Origin of the sequence: Paenibacillus vortex V453, from assembly GCF_000193415.1 — a bacterium.
Lineage (GTDB): Bacteria > Bacillota > Bacilli > Paenibacillales > Paenibacillaceae > Paenibacillus_AQ > Paenibacillus_AQ glucanolyticus.
In genome coordinates this window covers 119010-135027 of sequence record NZ_ADHJ01000039.1, presented here as the reverse complement: position 1 = coordinate 135027, position 16018 = coordinate 119010, and the positions used below count along the sequence as shown (strand labels likewise).

General features: G+C 51.3%; 17 protein-coding genes. 14 read left to right on the top strand and 3 right to left on the bottom strand.

What is annotated here, in order from left to right; genetic code table 11:
- Positions 1-10: 10 nt before the first annotated feature.
- The 3 genes from PVOR_RS21975 to PVOR_RS21965 all read left to right on the top strand — a co-directional run bounded on the left by PVOR_RS21975 (position 11) and on the right by PVOR_RS21965 (position 3334).
- A complete protein-coding gene (locus PVOR_RS21975; protein ID WP_006211685.1) occupies positions 11-1354 on the top strand; it encodes a DNA polymerase IV in 1344 nt (447 codons plus the stop codon).
- A gap of 173 nt (positions 1355-1527) precedes the next feature.
- Positions 1528-1767, top strand: coding sequence for a ferredoxin (locus tag PVOR_RS21970; protein WP_006211684.1), 240 nt, complete (start codon positions 1528-1530; stop codon positions 1765-1767).
- A 169-nt stretch (positions 1768-1936) separates the two neighbouring features.
- A complete protein-coding gene (locus PVOR_RS21965) occupies positions 1937-3334 on the top strand; it encodes a L,D-transpeptidase (protein ID WP_006211683.1) in 1398 nt (465 codons plus the stop codon).
- On the opposite strand, the gene PVOR_RS31095 is transcribed toward PVOR_RS21965, so the two are convergent.
- On the bottom strand, positions 3331-3468 hold the full coding sequence (locus PVOR_RS31095) for a hypothetical protein (protein WP_006211682.1): 138 nt from the start codon (positions 3466-3468) through the stop codon (positions 3331-3333). The two genes, PVOR_RS21965 and PVOR_RS31095, sit on opposite strands and share 4 nt — an antisense overlap.
- A 196-nt stretch (positions 3469-3664) precedes the next feature.
- On the opposite strand from PVOR_RS31095, the gene PVOR_RS21960 reads away from it, so the two are divergent.
- Genes PVOR_RS21960 through PVOR_RS21950 form a run of 3 tightly spaced genes read left to right on the top strand, consistent with a single transcriptional unit; the run spans position 3665 to position 6031 of the window.
- Positions 3665-4759: a quinone-dependent dihydroorotate dehydrogenase gene (locus tag PVOR_RS21960; protein ID WP_172964037.1), complete on the top strand. Its 1095-nt coding sequence runs from the start codon at positions 3665-3667 to the stop codon at positions 4757-4759.
- A gap of 26 nt (positions 4760-4785) precedes the next feature.
- Positions 4786-5598, top strand: coding sequence for a GTP pyrophosphokinase (locus PVOR_RS21955; RefSeq protein ID WP_006211680.1), 813 nt, complete (start codon positions 4786-4788; stop codon positions 5596-5598).
- Positions 5588-6031, top strand: a complete 444-nt coding sequence (locus tag PVOR_RS21950) for a DUF309 domain-containing protein (protein ID WP_006211679.1) — start codon at positions 5588-5590, stop codon at positions 6029-6031. The genes PVOR_RS21955 and PVOR_RS21950 overlap by 11 nt, the downstream gene beginning before the upstream one ends.
- A gap of 95 nt (positions 6032-6126) precedes the next feature.
- On the opposite strand, the gene PVOR_RS21945 is transcribed toward PVOR_RS21950, so the two are convergent.
- Together PVOR_RS21945 and PVOR_RS21940 are read right to left on the bottom strand one after the other, a co-directional pair.
- Positions 6127-6582 carry a PCYCGC motif-containing (lipo)protein gene (locus PVOR_RS21945; protein WP_006211678.1) on the bottom strand — a complete coding sequence of 152 codons (456 nt, stop codon included), beginning with the start codon at positions 6580-6582 and terminating at the stop codon, positions 6127-6129.
- Complete coding sequence (locus tag PVOR_RS21940) at positions 6579-7106, bottom strand: thioredoxin family protein (protein WP_006211677.1); 528 nt, start codon at positions 7104-7106, stop codon at positions 6579-6581. The genes PVOR_RS21945 and PVOR_RS21940 overlap by 4 nt, the downstream gene beginning before the upstream one ends.
- A 159-nt stretch (positions 7107-7265) precedes the next feature.
- On the opposite strand from PVOR_RS21940, the gene PVOR_RS21935 reads away from it, so the two are divergent.
- The 8 genes from PVOR_RS21935 to dhbC all read left to right on the top strand — a co-directional run bounded on the left by PVOR_RS21935 (position 7266) and on the right by dhbC (position 16017).
- Positions 7266-8879, top strand: a complete 1614-nt coding sequence (locus PVOR_RS21935; protein WP_006211676.1) for an RsmB/NOP family class I SAM-dependent RNA methyltransferase — start codon at positions 7266-7268, stop codon at positions 8877-8879.
- Positions 8876-9637, top strand: a complete 762-nt coding sequence (locus PVOR_RS21930) for a pseudouridine synthase (protein ID WP_006211675.1) — start codon at positions 8876-8878, stop codon at positions 9635-9637. Before PVOR_RS21935 ends, PVOR_RS21930 begins: the two co-directional genes overlap by 4 nt.
- Before the next feature lie 31 nt (positions 9638-9668).
- Complete coding sequence (locus PVOR_RS21925; RefSeq protein WP_006211674.1) at positions 9669-10469, top strand: Cof-type HAD-IIB family hydrolase; 801 nt, start codon at positions 9669-9671, stop codon at positions 10467-10469.
- 247 nt (positions 10470-10716) lie between these two features.
- Positions 10717-11934: an AraC family transcriptional regulator gene (locus PVOR_RS21920; protein ID WP_006211673.1), complete on the top strand. Its 1218-nt coding sequence runs from the start codon at positions 10717-10719 to the stop codon at positions 11932-11934.
- A 48-nt stretch (positions 11935-11982) separates the two neighbouring features.
- Positions 11983-13053 (top strand): ABC transporter substrate-binding protein, encoded by a 1071-nt coding sequence (locus PVOR_RS21915; RefSeq protein ID WP_006211672.1) that lies wholly within the window; start codon positions 11983-11985, stop codon positions 13051-13053.
- Between the two features lie 10 nt (positions 13054-13063).
- Positions 13064-13906 (top strand): alpha/beta hydrolase, encoded by an 843-nt coding sequence (locus tag PVOR_RS21910; RefSeq protein WP_006211671.1) that lies wholly within the window; start codon positions 13064-13066, stop codon positions 13904-13906.
- A 13-nt stretch (positions 13907-13919) separates the two neighbouring features.
- The gene (locus PVOR_RS21905; protein ID WP_006211670.1) at positions 13920-14705 is read left to right on the top strand and encodes a 2,3-dihydro-2,3-dihydroxybenzoate dehydrogenase; all 786 of its coding nucleotides are present in this window, start codon (positions 13920-13922) and stop codon (positions 14703-14705) included.
- Between the two features lie 67 nt (positions 14706-14772).
- Positions 14773-16017, top strand: coding sequence for an isochorismate synthase DhbC (dhbC, locus tag PVOR_RS21900; RefSeq protein ID WP_006211669.1), 1245 nt, complete (start codon positions 14773-14775; stop codon positions 16015-16017).
- The last annotated feature ends 1 nt before the right edge of the window (position 16018 follow it).

Here is a 16018-nt window from a genome sequence, read left to right as displayed (position 1 = left end):
GAATCCGTCCGTGGGACATATCGACCATTATTATCCGGCCAGCGGCCGCGTTATTCTTCATGTGGATATGAATGCTTTTTACTGTTCCGTGCATGAGGCGGAGGAGCCGGAGATCTATCGGGGCAAGCCTACGGCTGTTGCAGGCAGCATCGAGCTGCGAAAAGGCGTCATTGTGACATGCTCCTACGCCGCACGGTCACTCGGCATACGCACCGGAATGAATGTGAGACAGGCCCTGCGGATCCACCCTGACTTGATAATTATCCAGCCTGATTTTCATCTCTACCGCAAGTATTCCAATGCGTTTATGAATATAGCTTATGCGTATACCCCGTTATTGGAAGCGACTTCGATTGATGAATGTTATCTGGATATTACGGGCTCGAAGCAGTTCGGCACGCCGCTGGATATCGCCCGGGAAATCCAGGAACGCATTCGCGAGGAGCTGTCACTGCCATGCTCCGTCGGCATTGCTCCCAACAAACTGCTTGCCAAGATGGCCTCGGATATGAAAAAGCCTAACGGGCTGTCCGTCCTGCGGATTCGGGATGTGCCGCAGGTGCTGTGGAACAAGCCATGTGCGGAATTGTTCGGCATCGGCAGCAAGACCGCCGAGAAGCTGCGGAAGCTGAATATTCAGACCATCGGCCAGCTCGCCGCTGCTGAAGAAAGCCTGCTAACCGCCACGTTCGGTGTCATGGGATCGTGGATGAAACGCGCGGCCAGCGGCATAGACCATGCGCCGGTGGTCGCAGAACGGGAGCAGAGCAAATCGATCGGGCATACGACCACGCTCCCGCAGGACGTTACCTCGGCACATGAGGCGAGAAGGGTGCTGCTCAATCTGAGCGATCAGGTGGCACGCCGGCTTCGCAGGCAGGGGCTGATGACCAGCGGTATACAGATCACGCTCCGTACACCGGATATGAAGACCATTACCAGATCCAGACATCTCGCTATCCCGACGGAAACGACGGAGGATATCTACCGCGAGGCGTGTAAGCTGTATGATCGGCACTGGAAGCAGGACAAGCCGCTCCGTCTTCTCGGCGTTACGCTGCAGCAGCTGATCGCCAAGGAGGAATCTGCGATTCAGCTGGACTTGTTCGATTATGAGAAACAGCCGAAGAAGGAGTCGCTGACCCGGGTCATGGACGAACTGCGCAATAAATTCGGCGAGAGTGCGGTGCTGACCGCGGGAATGCTTGGCGATGATCCATCGTCACTCATCCGCAATCATAAACGGCGAGGGACTTCCTTGCAGATGGATTTTGTAAGGGATCTTGAGCAGGGTAACAAAAAGACAGAGCGACCCTCCTCCGAGGAGGCAGATCGCAAATCATTTGACAACTAGTTAAAGTTGTTGATTTCCTTAGGTGCAGAGCCGATTTTTGTCGGAAAATCTTAGGGAATATATTTGTATTCCTAAAAAAATTGTATTAATATATGTAGATGGTGACGGGTGACCCGTCATATTATACTATGTCTTATAGAGATGTTTATAGATATACAGGAGGAAGAGAGACTATGGCGAAGTTTACTTGGGTAGATAAAGATACCTGCATCGCTTGCGGCGCATGCGGCGCAACGGCACCCGATATTTATGATTACGACGACGAAGGCCTGGCAGAAGTTATTTTCAACGGAGACAACAACCGCGGGGTAACCGAAATTCCGGAAGATATGCATGACGATATGCTGGATGCTTGCGACGGCTGCCCGACGGATTCAATTCGGATTGCAGACGAGCCGTTTGACGCAGAATAAGAACACCGCTCGATCCCTGATATTCCATCTTAATTGAACTTATACCGACGTCCTCTGCTCCTCAACGGCAGGGGGCGTTTTTTCGTATATAGGCATTCATACATATTTGGTGTCATTATACCGATATACAGGATAATAGAGGTAAAAATGTCATATAGGAGGCTCTCGAATGAACAATTCGCTGTACCTCAAAAGGTATGTGGAGACGCATCCTGATAATAAAATGGCCTGGTATTTGCTGGGCAAGGAATATGAGCAAGCCGGTGAACAGGGGAAGGCCAACTATTGCTACAATAAGGCGGAGGGAGTCTACGAAGCCTTTGAGCTCAGTCAGGTTCCGTCTGATATATGGAAAAATTATGAGCAGCGTTTATTGGAGATGGAGAGGGATAAGGACCTCAAACGGAAACGCATCCGGCGTTTGCTTGCAGCGCTGGTGTTATTGCTATTGGTATTCATTCCGCCAACCCAGGCGCCAGGCTCTTCTTCAGCGGAAGTTGCAGAAGGCGGATTCCCGCCGGATGAGCCGGTTTCAGCTTCTTCCGCCAATAAAGGGAAGAATCATTCCCGTAACGAACCCCTATACATAGCCGTTGCATCCGGTCAGGCGAATAATTCCTCCGGCATGCTGCCCTCACTCCTCCAGCAGCCTCGGCAGCTGCCTGCCTGGTCTGTTGCGCTTGGAATGAAGCGCTCGGGCAAATGGCTGCTATGGAGCAAGGATATGGAGCGATTATACGGACTGCACCGCAATGATCAAGGGGCTATCGCCATTCAGCCTTATGAAGGAGCAGCAGGAGAATGTAATTGTGAACCCGCGAGCAGCTCGGCGCTTAAGCGGGGGGCGGAACGATGGGCGAACTTGCAGGTCGAAACGGCGGTTCTGCAGGAGGCGGCCAACAGGTATAAGGCCAGGCATGACCAGCTGCCGAAGAGCTTGAATGATCTGACACAACCGTATCCTGACAATTGGCTGTCGGGACGCTCCAAGGCGATGGAGGACATGTTCGGGGCTCTGATGAAGCAGCAGTCGCAGGGAGCAGGCGGACAAGGGAATCAACAAGGGCACATGACAGAAGAGCCGGGGTACTGGGGAACTTCACCGAAAGGCGATCCTTTTTTTGAGCAGCCGCTTCAGGTTATCATTGATCGCAAGCATCATCGTCTTGCCGTTGTAAGCGGCTCTGTCCTGCTGCGTAATTATGCTGTCGGGCTAGGCGGAGCGAAGACGCCGCTGGGCGATTTTCATATCAGTGATAAGGTTGTGAATCCGAACGGGACCACGAAGGGTCCCTATGGCACGCGGGGAATGCAGCTTTCCGATACGTTATACGCTATACACGGCACTGAAGATGTGGACAGCATTGGAGCGAATGAATCCGAGGGGTGTATTCGAATGCTCAAGCAAGATGTGGAAGAGCTGTTTGACATGATTCCGATGGGGACAGCCGTGAAAATCCGGGAAGGGGTCCTTCCTGAAGAACTGTGGACGCCGAAAGAGCGCTTTAAGCTCAAGCATTCCCAGGGTCAGACTAACCCCGGCAAGGTGTACCACTGGCTGGATTAAGGCTGGGCAATAACAATCAGAACGATAATCAGGATAATAAGAAGAGCGATGCCGGAGCCGATCCATACGAGGGCCTTCTTATTAACCTCTTCTTTTTTCTGCTGCAAAGTTGGAGGTTTACGTTTGGCTGACATGGTCTTTCCCCTCTTTCTCTTATAATCGCGAAAATATTTATACAACCTTCTATTATTGTATAAGGTTTGTCCTAAAATTACCATATCACTTCCTCATTAGTCGATAGCCTGGTTTATGCTGAAGAACTTTCTTTTTGTAGACAGAAACGGATAAACTGAAGGATAGAGAAATAACTGGATGAGAGGAAGAGTGGATGTGCTGTACCGCAACATAGGCAAACCTATATTTTTTAAACTGGATCCCGAAAAGGCTCACCACCTTGTCGTTGGCGGGCTTGGACGTGCCTCCGGCGTGGTCGGCGCAGACGCTGTCATGCGGGGGATGTACGGTGTTAGCGAAACACCGGATTTGGCTGTGGACCTGTTCGGGCTTCATTTCCCGACACCGGTCGGACTTGCCGCCGGGTTGGATAAAAATGCACAGGCCGTCAAAGGATTCTCCTCCATCGGCTTCGGATTTATGGAAGTAGGCACGGTGACCCCGAAGGGACAACCGGGCAATGAACAGCCGCGATTGTTCCGGCTTCCTCCGGATGAGGCGCTCATCAATCGGATGGGCTTCAACAACGAAGGTGCAGAGGCGATGGCAAAGAGGCTGTCAGCACTCAAGGAACGCCGTATTCCGGTTGCCGTGAATATCGGGAAGAACAAAGCGACTCCGAACGAGAAAGCCAACGGTGATTACGAAGCTTGCATCCAAGCTTTATTTCCGTATGGTGACTTTTTTGTTGTCAATATCAGCTCACCCAATACGCCGGACTTGCGCAGCCTTCAGCATGGAAGCGAATTGGCATCTTTGCTGGAAGCCGTTAAGAACGAAATGTCACGGCAAGCCCAAATCCATGGAGGCGATAAGGCCGTTCTGGTGAAGATTGCGCCGGATGTAAGTGATGCCGAACTGGAGTTCATGGTGGATACGATTAGCACAAGCGGCGTTTCGGGTATTATCGCAACAAATACAACGCTTTCCCGGGAGGGTCTGACTCACGGTCATGCCAAGGAAACCGGCGGCCTTAGCGGGAAGCCGCTGCGTGAGCGCTCTACAGAGATTGTATCCCGCATTTATAAGCAGACGGGCGGTTCGCTTCCGATTATCGGGTCTGGCGGGATTTTTACGGCGAGAGATGCATATGACAAAATACGCGCAGGCGCAAGCCTGGTGGAGATTTATACAGCACTTATCTATGAAGGGCCTGAGGTGAACCGCAAGCTGCATTCCGGTCTTCGGGATCTGCTTGCACGGGATGGATTCAACCATATTTCCGAAGCCGTCGGGGCTAATCATCGGTAAAGGGGTTAAAGACAGGAGGCAAGGCGATGGACGTTAGAGACTGGGGGACATTTTTGCTTCCGTATGAGCAGACCGTTGAGGAATTGAAGGTCAAATTCAAGACGATGCGCTCCGAGCTGAAGAAGCGGGAGGAATACGCACCTATCGAATTCGTAACGGGTCGGGTCAAACGGATCTCGAGCATACTGGACAAGGCGAAGCGCCTCAATGTGCCGATGGACGAGTTGGAAACCGGGATTGAGGATATCGCAGGCATTCGAATCATGTGTCAGTTCGTGGAGGATATCCGGCGGGTTGCCGAATACATCCGGGCACGGAAGGACTTGACCGTATTATTTGAGAAAGATTATATTACCAACTTCAAAGAAAGCGGCTATCGTAGCTTTCATATGATTATCGAGTACCCGGTGCAAACTGCCCTGGGACAAAAGAAAGTTCTTGCCGAAATCCAGGTCCGCACATTGGCCATGAACTTCTGGGCGACGATTGAGCATTCGCTCAGCTACAAGTACCGGGAAAGCCTTCCGGATGATATCCGGGCACGGCTGAAGAAGGCCGGAGAAGCAGCCAACACGCTGGATACGGAGATGTCGAGCATCCGCGAGGATATTTTGGAGGCACAGCGCAAGTTCGAGGATGACTCGAATATTACGACGCAGGTGCTGAATGCGATTCACAAGCTGTATTTCTTTCATCTGGTTAATGAGGCGATTGCATTTCAGAGCCGGTTTAACGTGATTTGGCAAAATCACGACATGGATGCGATGAAGGTACTGCTCGACGAGGTCAAAGAGCTGCTCTCCGAAGCGAAGAAGAAAGTAAACGAACATGAGTTATGAACCGTTATACGTAGCTTACCTGGTATATTTCAACCGCGATCAGGATTATTTCGAATGTCATGAGGTGCTTGAGGAGCTGTGGCTTGAGCAGGACCGCGATCCAAGATATAAGGGACTGCTGCAAGTGGCTGTGGGGCTCTTTCATTTTCGGAACAACAATGTAAGAGGAGCGTACAAGATGTTCACCAGCGCCGTATCCTGGCTTGAGGTGTATCCTGAGGATGAACTGGGAATCTCCCTTGGGAAGCTGGTGAGTGAGGTGCGCCGTTATGCCAAGCAGCTGTCATCCTATGACGCTCATCCTTTTCCCTATAGGGATCTGACCATAGAAATTGGGGATACTGAGCTTAGGCAGGCGGTTGAGATGGCTTCGGAGAATATAAAACCCAACATTCCGCAGCGGCGAAAGCCGGAACGGTCACATTCCCATTGAATGGGAAGTGCCAAGGGGAAACAAGGTGAAAAAAAGAGCTGCCCGTCTGTAGAGTGATCTACTCCGGGCAGCTCTTTTATGCGGAAATGCAGCGATCAGGATTCGGTGCCTTTGTATTTGTTATCGATGAACTCTTTGATCTCCTCGACGGATTTTCCTTCATCATGAAGCCGCTTGGCATCCTGCAGCTCGGTCAGACAGATGCCGCATTGGGCGCCATGGTCCGTCCATTTGACTTCGCCGTCCTTGCTCTCGGCGATGAAGCAGCGGTGGAGGGAATCGTGATAGCCGGTTTCCTCATCCATACAGCCGCAATAACATTTGATATCCTTGATGATGTCCTCTAATTCGGCGACCGTGGCATAGGTTGCTTGCGTATTGTCGGTATAACTCGACAGGAATTCCGGCATGACCGTCAGGCTCGCAGTTGTCTCGTATCGTTCAGAATCGGCGCCGTGCTGATGCCCCACAGCGGATTCTTTGCCGCCGCAAGCGGTAAGCAGCATGCCTGAAATGACGAAGGTAAAGAGTATAGCGCGAGTGCGGTTCATGGCGTCACGCTCCCCTTGTATTTATCAAGGAATTGCTTGAAGTCATCCACCGAGTAGCCTTCACTGGAGCCTTCCGGCTTCAATCCGCCAATCATGCGTTCTTTCTCCACACCGTTCTCATAGTAGACAAGCGTTGGGGTGAACTCAATGTTGTATTCCCTCCAGCCTTCCTGGTACTCACGGAGGTTATACTGGTGCATCGTAATGCCGGCATCATCTGCTAAAGGCATCAATTCCGGGGTTGTCGCCCGGCAGTGCGGACAGTCGGAAGCAAAGAAGTATACGAAAAAGTTCTCTTTGTTGTCTACCTTGCTCTTCAGCTGATCCGGCAAAATAATTTGCTGGTAGTTCGGATCATTAAGGAGTTCCTGCGTGGCTGGGTTCAGGCTGGAGACCTTCTTACCGCCATACAATTCGCTTGCTTCTCCTTGACCGTTCAGGAAAAAGAGTGCAGCGACCAATACAATGAAGACTCCGCCAAAGGCGTATAACGCGGTGTATTTATTCTTTTTTTTGCGGTTCATGGATCCACCCCCTAATGATTAATAATAACAAGGACTTGTCCTTTTTAATGTAGTTTATTATACAATATTAAAAGTCGGAGCGGAACATGCGAAAGTCCGCTTCGGTAATGCGAAAATATCATTTAAACCGATACGATACAGAACAGGTAGGTACTTAGTATGGCATTACGTCTGCCTTCGCCGTTTCTGGCGAAGATGAAATCGCTGCTTGGCGAAAACTATGACAATTTTATGAAGTCGTATGAACAGCTTCCGTATGCAGGCATTCGGGTCAATACGCTGAAGATCAGCAGAGAGGAATTCCTGAAGGTATCGCCCTTTGAGCTGGAGCCCATTCCCTGGTGTTCTACCGGTTTTTATATTCGGGATGGGGAACGCCCGGGACGGCACCCTTACTATCATGCAGGGCTTTATTATATACAGGAGCCCAGCGCCATGGCGCCGGTTGAATTGCTGGGCGTTGCCCCTGGGGATATCGTGCTGGATCTGTGCGCAGCCCCTGGCGGCAAATCCACGCAAATTGCGGCCAAGCTGAAGGGGGAGGGAGTACTGGTCAGCAATGATCTTCATCCCGACCGGACGAAGGCGCTGGCCAAAAACCTGGAAATGTACGGCGTCCGGAACGCCGTCGTTCTTAATGAGGACCCGGAGCGGATTGCCGGGGCTTTCCCCCGATTTTTCACGAAAATATTAATTGATGCTCCCTGCTCCGGCGAAGGAATGTTCCGTAAAGACGAATCCATGCTGAAGTATTGGGAAGAATCGTCTCCCCTTAAATTTGCAGAGATGCAGCGGGAAATCTTGACGTCGGCTGCAAAAATGCTTACGCCTGGAGGTCGGCTCGTGTATTCCACCTGCACCTTCTCACCGGAGGAGAATGAGGGGATGATTGCGGAGTTTCTGAACAACCATCAGGATTTTCGCTTAGTCCCAGTGGAGCATTCGGACTATTTCTCCCCGGGTGAAACCAAGTGGCTGACAGGACAAGGGCACGTGGGGGACGACGTACTGATACAGCTGACCGGAACGGCCAGGTTGTGGCCGCATAAGGTGAAGGGTGAAGGGCATTTTATGGCTGTGCTTCAGCGGGAGGGCGAGCTGACTTCAGGGGATGACGAATCGAAACGGGCTGCCTTGATGCTGCAGGACCATTCGAACGACGGGACGCTTGCCGTCTCCTCCCGAACTGATAAACCGCGCGAGCGCAAAGGGAAACTGTCACTCCGGGAAGAAAAGATGGGGCAATCCGGGAAAAACAGTAAAAGCGGTAAAAGTGCTGCTCGTCAGCAGACATCACGCCGGGGCAGTGGGGATCGTCAGGCGGATTACATCTCAATCGATCCGTTTTATGACTTTATCCGCGAGCAGCTGCATGGAAGTCTGTCAGGATACCCTGTGTTGTATGGAAACCACGTGTATATATCTTCGCTGCCGGAAGATCGGCTGAAGCAACTGAAGGTGATCCGTCCTGGATGGTATATGGGACAACTGAAGAATGAACGGTTCGTGCCCGGTCATCCCCTGGCGACGGCGCTTCATCCGGAGGAGGCTGCAAGATATGTGAGTCTGTCCTCCGAGGACGGGGAAGCGGTACGTTATTTGAAAGGCGAAACCCTGTCGATCTCTGAGGAGCGCGTGGTATGCCGTCAGGGTGCTGAAGCTAAGGGTTATGTGTTAGTCTGTATAGACGGGTACTCAGCGGGATGGGGCAAATGGCAGGCAGGCATGCTGAAGAATGAGTATCCGGCAGGTTGGAGGTGGACATCGGTATGAGTGCAAAGGGAAGAACAACGCAAAGATTGGACAAGGTGCTCTCTAATCTGGGTTTCGGCTCACGTGCCGAGCTGAAGAAAATGGCCAAACAAGGAAGCATTGTTGTTAATGGCACGGTGATGAAAGATCCCGGCAAACATGTTGATCCTTATACGGACATCATTGAGTTTGAGGGTGAGACCATTCAATACCGGGAATACGTGTATATAATGCTGCACAAACCTCCGGGTGTCGTTTCGGCAACAGAAGACCTTCGGGATCGAACGGTGCTGGATCTTCTGGACAAGGATTATCTTGTCTTCGAGCCGTTCCCGGTGGGCAGACTGGATAAGGATACGGAAGGACTGCTGCTGCTGACAAACGACGGTAAATTGGCCCATGAACTACTGTCACCGCGAAAGCATATCCCCAAAACCTATGAAGCGATTGTAGAAGGCCGCGTCGGGGAAGAAGATGCCCGGCTGTTTGCTGCGGGGGTCACCCTGGATGACGGGTATGCTACCATGCCAGCGGAGCTGGTGATCCATTCCCATGAGGAACGGGATGACGGAGTCATTCTGTCGCGCATCTCACTGACGATTCATGAGGGAAAATTTCATCAGGTAAAGCGGATGTTCGAGGCGGTCGGCAAGAAGGTCGTGTATCTCAAAAGAGTCAGCATGGGTGAGCTTCGACTGGATAAAAGTCTCGAGATCGGGACATATCGGGAGCTGACCGAAGAAGAGCTGGCTTTGATTGGAAGAACAGCGTCATTATAGAGAAATAGATATTTAAAAGGATGGATGGAGAATGGCATACAAGTTGGTGGCACTGGATGTTGACGGAACGCTGCTGAACGATGATCATGAAATTACGGAAAAAACCAGAAACACCGTCATGGAAGCTGCAAAACAAGGGGTAGAAATTGTACTGTGCACAGGAAGAGGTCCGCTGAATTCGATTCCTTTTATGAAAAGTATGGGTCTTGGCGGTTATGTTATCAGTCATAACGGCGCGGCAACGGTCGAAGTGGAGACCCAGAAGATTGTGCATCAGTTCGGCATGGATCCCCTTCAGCTCGAGCCCTTCATGAAATACTGCCGTGAGCATGGCGTGCATTTTGACGTGAATACTGCATTTGAGATGTATGTGGACCAAGTGGAGGAGCTTGCTGGCCCTGTTCGGTTTATGTATGAAAACTACTTGATGCTGCCAAGCAACCTCCCGGCATGGGAGGAGCTGTCGGGCCCGGTGGTGAAACTTACGGCTTTCGGCGAGTCGGCCGATATGGACCGGGTTTACGGGGATTGGAGCAAGTGGAACCTTCCACTCAACATGCTGCGAAGCGGGGAGTTCTTTATCGATCTCATGCATCGTGATGCATCCAAAGGAAATGCGCTGAAGCAGCTGGCAGCCAATAGAGGTTATCAACAGGAAGAGGTGCTTGCCATCGGCAATTACTTTAATGATATCACGATGCTGACTTTTGCCGGTATGGGTATTGCGATGGATAATTCTCCTGTGGAAGTAAAGGCTGCTGCCAATGCGGTGACGACTTCAAATAACGAGGATGGCGTACACGAAGCGCTGGTAAAATACTGCTTGTCATAAATCGAATAGGCTAAACAATGAACCCCGCCACAGACACTTGAATCAAGTGCCTGTGGCGGGGTTTTTGTGTGGAATGGGTCTCTTCACAGAGTCCATTCGGAACCGAATGTCATGCATATCCTTCCAAATTTGGATTGACACCATTATGTTGGCATGCTATTTTTATGAATGAAAATGATAATCATTATCAATTATTTCGAGATGGAGAATACATCTGTTCATCGATTTGATCCAAGGGAGGCTGCTCATGCGTACAGAAGAAGAGCTGAAAATAGAAGATTACATGTTGGATTCGGACCGGAATGGAAAAACCAGCCTGGTTGAGATTAAGGAATATATAGATCGTCATTATAACGAAGCGTTATCCATTTCCCAATTGGCGCAGATGGCTAATATTTGTCCTAAATATTTTGTGGATCTGTTCAAGAAGACCTTTGGTCAGACGACCATTGATTACTTGACCGATGTGCGTATTAATCACGCGAAGCGCCATTTGGTTGAATCCGACGATCGGCTAAGAGATATTGCGCTGAAGGTCGGTTATAAGGATGAATTCTACTTCAGTCGTAAATTCAAGAAGAAGGTGGGCATGTCCCCGACGGAGTATGTCAGAAGTTCAAGACAGCTGATTGCGGCTTGCTCTTCGTCCATCATTGGGCAGCTGGTGGCACTGAATGTCATACCCGCGGCCGCGCCTCTTGACGCCAAGTGGACCCCGTACTACTACAATGCCTACAACTCGGAGATCAAGTCCCGGCTGAAACTTACGTCCCCCTACCCGGATAGCCGATTCGAAGAGAATATCGAGCAGTTATTTCGCGCAAAGCCTGATGTCATTATCGGTATGGATCATCTTGGTCCAGACGATATCAGCAAGCTGAAGCATATTGCTCCTACCTTGATCGTTTCATCCCGTGCAGGATGGAGGGATCAGCTTAGGACGATCGCCGCTTTTTTGAGCAAAGAAGAACAGGCGGCATTATGGATCGAGCAGTATGAACAGAGAGTCCGGTATGCTCGCTCGCAAATACGGCAAGTGGTTGGAAAAGAGAAGGTCATCGCGCTGCGGATATACGGCTCGAACCTCTATATATATGGTAACCGGGGGCTTGGGGAAGTGCTGTATCAGGATTTGCAGCTGATTGCTCCCTGCGCTTTGGATGCCAACCATAATCAGCCGATTTCGCTGGATGATCTGCTGGAGTGCAATCCTGACCGGATCCTGATTGCGGTATGCCCTGAAGCCGCCTCTCGACGCAGTTGGCTTGCGCTTCAGTATTCTGCCAAATGGCACAAACTCAGAGCCGTCGCTCAAGGTGGTGTATATATGATCTCGTCCGATCCCTGGTTTGAATATTCTGCGCTTGCGGTTACGAGAATGCTGGACGAGGCGCTGCTGCTGTTTACAGGAGATAGTCCAAATGGAGTTCTGGATAAATGCCATGGTGAATCTTTTGCCACATAATATATACTCGACTTAATTGAGAATCATTATCACAGGAGGAGATTGATTGTGGCAAAACGTGTGAACCGTGTAAAGGGTAGTTGGAGAATCAAAATATCAGCACTTGTGTGCTGTGTACTCGTCATAGGCTTGCTGTCAGGCTGTGGGGACAAGGGCGATTCCGGGACAGCGGATGGTGATCAGCAGGCAACAAAGAATGCAGCGACTGAAGTCTCTAATGCAGGAGAAGGCGGCGACAAATCGACAGAGGAAACGCAGACGCCTGATGAGGTGGCAGCTGCAGGGGAGGAACGGACGGTTACGGATGAACTTGGGCATGAAGTTAAAATTCCGGCCGACGTGAGTAAAGTATTCGCACCTAATATGGAGGATTCATTGTTGAAGCTGGGTGTGAAGCCTGTTGCACAGTGGGCTAACGGCAAGATCGGACATGCCTATTTGCAGGAGGAGCTGAATGGCATCCCTCTGATTGATTTTTCAGGAGGCTTGCCTTCACCGGAAGCGTTAATGTCCTATGAGCCGGATCTTATCGTACTGCATACAGAAACTTACGCAGCGGATGGAACTTATGAGAAATATGCCAAAATCGCGCCGACGTATGTGTTTAAGAATGCCTCCGGCAATGTTGAGAAGTCTCTGGCAACGCTGGGGGATCTGCTGGGGAAAGCTCCAGAGGCTGACGAAGCCCTGGCCAACTATAGGCAAAAAGCAAGCGAAGCGAAAGATAAGCTCAGTCAGGTGGTTGGGGACAAGAAGGTTGCCATTATTCGTTTTGCACCTAGAGGTGTCAGTCTGATGGGCGGAAATTATCTGTGCGGGTTCGTTATTCATCAGGATCTAGGGCTTGGCAAGTCCAAGCTTGTCGAGAACGAAAATGCGGCTAACATCTCATTAGAGATCCTTCCTCAGCTGGATGCGGACTATGTTTTTGTAATTAACGCTTATGATCAAGGAACCGAGCGCATGAAGGAAATGACGGAAAGCCAGATCTGGAAGAGCATGCCTGCTGTCAAGAATGGGCAGGTGTATGAAGCAAATAACGCTTACTGGCTTGGAAGTGGCCTCATTGCATACGAGAAAATCGTAGACGATGTCGTTCGCTCCATTACGGGTCAATAGGGAGGGCATCATGAGCAATCCTATACTCCAGCTGGATATGATGCGTCGCAGTGTCGAGCTGCCAAATGCAGAGCATTGGGTAAAACAGTCGAGTGCAGGGCATCGCCGCTATCGGATCATGGCCGCTCAGCCGATGGGGCAGGCTCCGCCGGCAGGGTATCCAGTCATCTATTTGTTAGACGGCAACAGCGTGTTCCATACGATGGTCGAAACCCTGCGTCTGCAGTGTCATCGGCCGGATAAAACGGGGATTCTGCCTGCTGTCATCGTCGGTATCGGTTATGACACGGAGGGGCAGTACGCCCCGGACCGGTTCTATGATTACACGCCTTTTCCCAATACGAAATTCAGGAACAAGTTTGATGGCAACTCGGTACCGGAACAGGGGGGAGCGGCTGAATTCCTGCAATTTATGGAGGAGGACGTGAAGCCGCAGATCGAAAGCGAGTTTAACATTGACCGTAATCGCCAGGCGATATTCGGCCATTCACTTGGCGGATTGTTCACGCTGTATGCCATGTTCAACAAACCGCAGGCATTCAGATATTACATTGCAGGGAGTCCTTCCATTCATTGGAATCAGGAGTATCTGCGTGAGATGGAACAGCGCTTTACCGAGCGTGTGAAGGAAGATCCGCTCCAGGTGCGGCTGATGCTTGGCGCGGGAGAACTGGAGAGGTCTCATGTGACTGGCAATTGCATAAGCGCTTGTCAGCTCGCAGAACGCTTGGCTCCTCTGTCGGGATACGGCATTCATGCTGAATTTAAGGAGTTTGAGAGCGAAGGGCATCTCTCCGTGCTGCCCGTCCTCATAAGCAAAGCCTTGAGGTTTGCGCTCAATCCTGATGACTAAGGAGTTGAATGATATGGAGTATGAAGGTATCCGAGGAAAAGTGGCACTCGTGACCGGGGCTGCCCAAGGTATTGGGGAGGCGGTGGCACGAGCTCTCGCTCAGCAAGGAGCCATTGTGGCGGCTTGCGATCAGAAGGAGGCTGAGCTGATCAGCCTCGCCGCTGATTTAAGCCAATCGGATGCGCTAGCAGCCGCTTATCAAGTCGATGTCGGTCACAGCGCCGATGTCGAAGCCGCTGTTGAGCGAATCGAGAGCGAGCTTGGTCCGATTGATATTCTCGTTAATGTTGCGGGTGTGCTGCGAATCGGCGGGATTGATTCACTGGATGACGAGGATTGGCAGACGCATTTTAACGTCAATACAAACGGCGTGTTCTACACGTCGCGTTCCGTTGTGCGGCGTATGGCGAGACGCAATAGAGGGGCTATCATAACGGTCGGATCGAATGCGTCCAAAGTTCCGCGTGCACAGATGTCTGCCTATGCTTCCTCCAAGGCAGCATCGACCATGTTCACGAAATGCCTGGCACTAGAATATGCCCGTCATCACATCCGATGCAATGTCGTTTCTCCCGGCTCTACCGATACAGAGATGCAGCGTTTGTTATGGAGGGGCGGTCAAGGGGCAGAGTCTGTCATTGAGGGTTCGCTTGAATCCTTTCGTGTCGGCATACCGCTGGGCAAAATCGCACTTCCTTCCGATATTGCGGATGCTGTTCTGTTTCTGGCATCCGATCAGGCAGGACATATTACGATGCAGGATTTATGCGTAGATGGCGGTGCGATTTTGGGCTGCTGAGGATTCTCGGATTGTACGAGATTCCAAAAAAAATATGGGTAGGCTCATAAGCAGAGAGGAGACTGTAATGTTACGCTATGATGCTCCAACCGCAGCCGAGGCTGCGAAACTTATGGAACAATATCGGTCGGGTTCGTCTTTCTTCTTCTCATCGCCGCGCAAGACGTTATTAACGCATGGAGAGTATTCGAAGCTGTCTATCCCCTCGGGAAACGACAACAGGTCGCTGCCGGAACGTGTAGCGGAGCTGTTGGGAGCAGCGAAGCAAGCGGGACGAACGGAAGCCGTGGTTGTAGGTGCCATCCCTTTTAACACATTGCAACCGGCAAACCTGTTTATCCCCCTTACAGCACAGTGGTATGACTCACTTCAATTCACAACGGGAGAAGCGCCCGAAAAACCGCAAATTTCCGGTTATGAAGTACAGCCTGTTCCGGGACCCGCGCAATTCAAGCAAGGCGTGGACCGTGTGCTGGAGCTGATCCGGCAAGATGTACTCCAGAAAGCCGTGCTTTCCCGAACATTATACATCCATCTTCCCCAGGCCTTGCAAATTCCTCAAATCTTGTATCACTTAGCATATTATCACGCTCATGGTTATACCTTTGCGGTTCCATTGCTGCCGGAATTATCGCTCTCCACCAGTCCTGATGCCATTGCATCGACACGAACGCTATTCGGTGCAAGTCCCGAGCTGCTCGTTACGAAGAAGGGGCTCCGGATTCAAGCTAATCCATTGGCCGGCTCTGCAGCGCGCAGTGAGGATCCGGTTGAAGATGAGCGGCGGGCGGCGGCGCTGCTGTCCTCCGCGAAGGACAGATACGAACATGCGGTTGTCATTGATGCGGTGGCAGCTGCTTTACAGCCTTATTGCAGCAAGCTGGACGTTCCCCCAGGCCCTTCGCTTATACAGACGAAGGCCATGTGGCATCTGTCTACTGAAATCAACGGCGTGCTGAAGGATGATGCGGTGACGTCACTGGATCTTGCCCTGGCAATGCATCCGACACCAGCGATATGCGGTACGCCCAGCAATGCGGCCCGGAATGTCATTCAAGAGATCGAGCCGTTTGATCGCGGCTTCTATTCGGGAGCCGTGGGCTGGTTGGATGCAAACGGGGACGGAGAGTGGGCTGTCACGATTCGCTGTGCGGAAACGGAAGGGCAATTCATGCGGGTATTTGCGGGGGCCGGCATTGTGACAGGCTCAGATGCAGATGCAGAGCTGGCCGAGACGTCAGCTAAATTCCGCACGATCCTGGCTGCTATGGGCTTGAACGAACAACAACCGATGACTCTGAAGGAGGAATAAG

Excerpts from the sequence above, each read along its gene's own strand:
- PVOR_RS21940 (WP_006211677.1), bottom strand. The coding sequence starts at position 7,106 with ATGAACCGCAAAAAAAAGAATAAATACACCGCGTTATACGCCTTTGGC.
- PVOR_RS21920 (WP_006211673.1), top strand. The coding sequence starts at position 10,717 with ATGCGTACAGAAGAAGAGCTGAAAATAGAAGATTACATGTTGGATTCG.
- PVOR_RS21935 (WP_006211676.1), top strand. The coding sequence starts at position 7,266 with ATGGCATTACGTCTGCCTTCGCCGTTTCTGGCGAAGATGAAATCGCTG.
- PVOR_RS31095 (WP_006211682.1), bottom strand. The coding sequence starts at position 3,468 with ATGTCAGCCAAACGTAAACCTCCAACTTTGCAGCAGAAAAAAGAAGAG.
- PVOR_RS21970 (WP_006211684.1), top strand. The coding sequence starts at position 1,528 with ATGGCGAAGTTTACTTGGGTAGATAAAGATACCTGCATCGCTTGCGGC.
- PVOR_RS21945 (WP_006211678.1), bottom strand. The coding sequence starts at position 6,582 with ATGAACCGCACTCGCGCTATACTCTTTACCTTCGTCATTTCAGGCATG.
- PVOR_RS21905 (WP_006211670.1), top strand. The coding sequence starts at position 13,920 with ATGGAGTATGAAGGTATCCGAGGAAAAGTGGCACTCGTGACCGGGGCT.
- PVOR_RS21910 (WP_006211671.1), top strand. The coding sequence starts at position 13,064 with ATGAGCAATCCTATACTCCAGCTGGATATGATGCGTCGCAGTGTCGAG.
- PVOR_RS21925 (WP_006211674.1), top strand. The coding sequence starts at position 9,669 with ATGGCATACAAGTTGGTGGCACTGGATGTTGACGGAACGCTGCTGAAC.
- PVOR_RS21930 (WP_006211675.1), top strand. The coding sequence starts at position 8,876 with ATGAGTGCAAAGGGAAGAACAACGCAAAGATTGGACAAGGTGCTCTCT.
- PVOR_RS21950 (WP_006211679.1), top strand. The coding sequence starts at position 5,588 with ATGAGTTATGAACCGTTATACGTAGCTTACCTGGTATATTTCAACCGC.
- PVOR_RS21965 (WP_006211683.1), top strand. The coding sequence starts at position 1,937 with ATGAACAATTCGCTGTACCTCAAAAGGTATGTGGAGACGCATCCTGAT.
- PVOR_RS21955 (WP_006211680.1), top strand. The coding sequence starts at position 4,786 with ATGGACGTTAGAGACTGGGGGACATTTTTGCTTCCGTATGAGCAGACC.
- dhbC (WP_006211669.1), top strand. The coding sequence starts at position 14,773 with ATGTTACGCTATGATGCTCCAACCGCAGCCGAGGCTGCGAAACTTATG.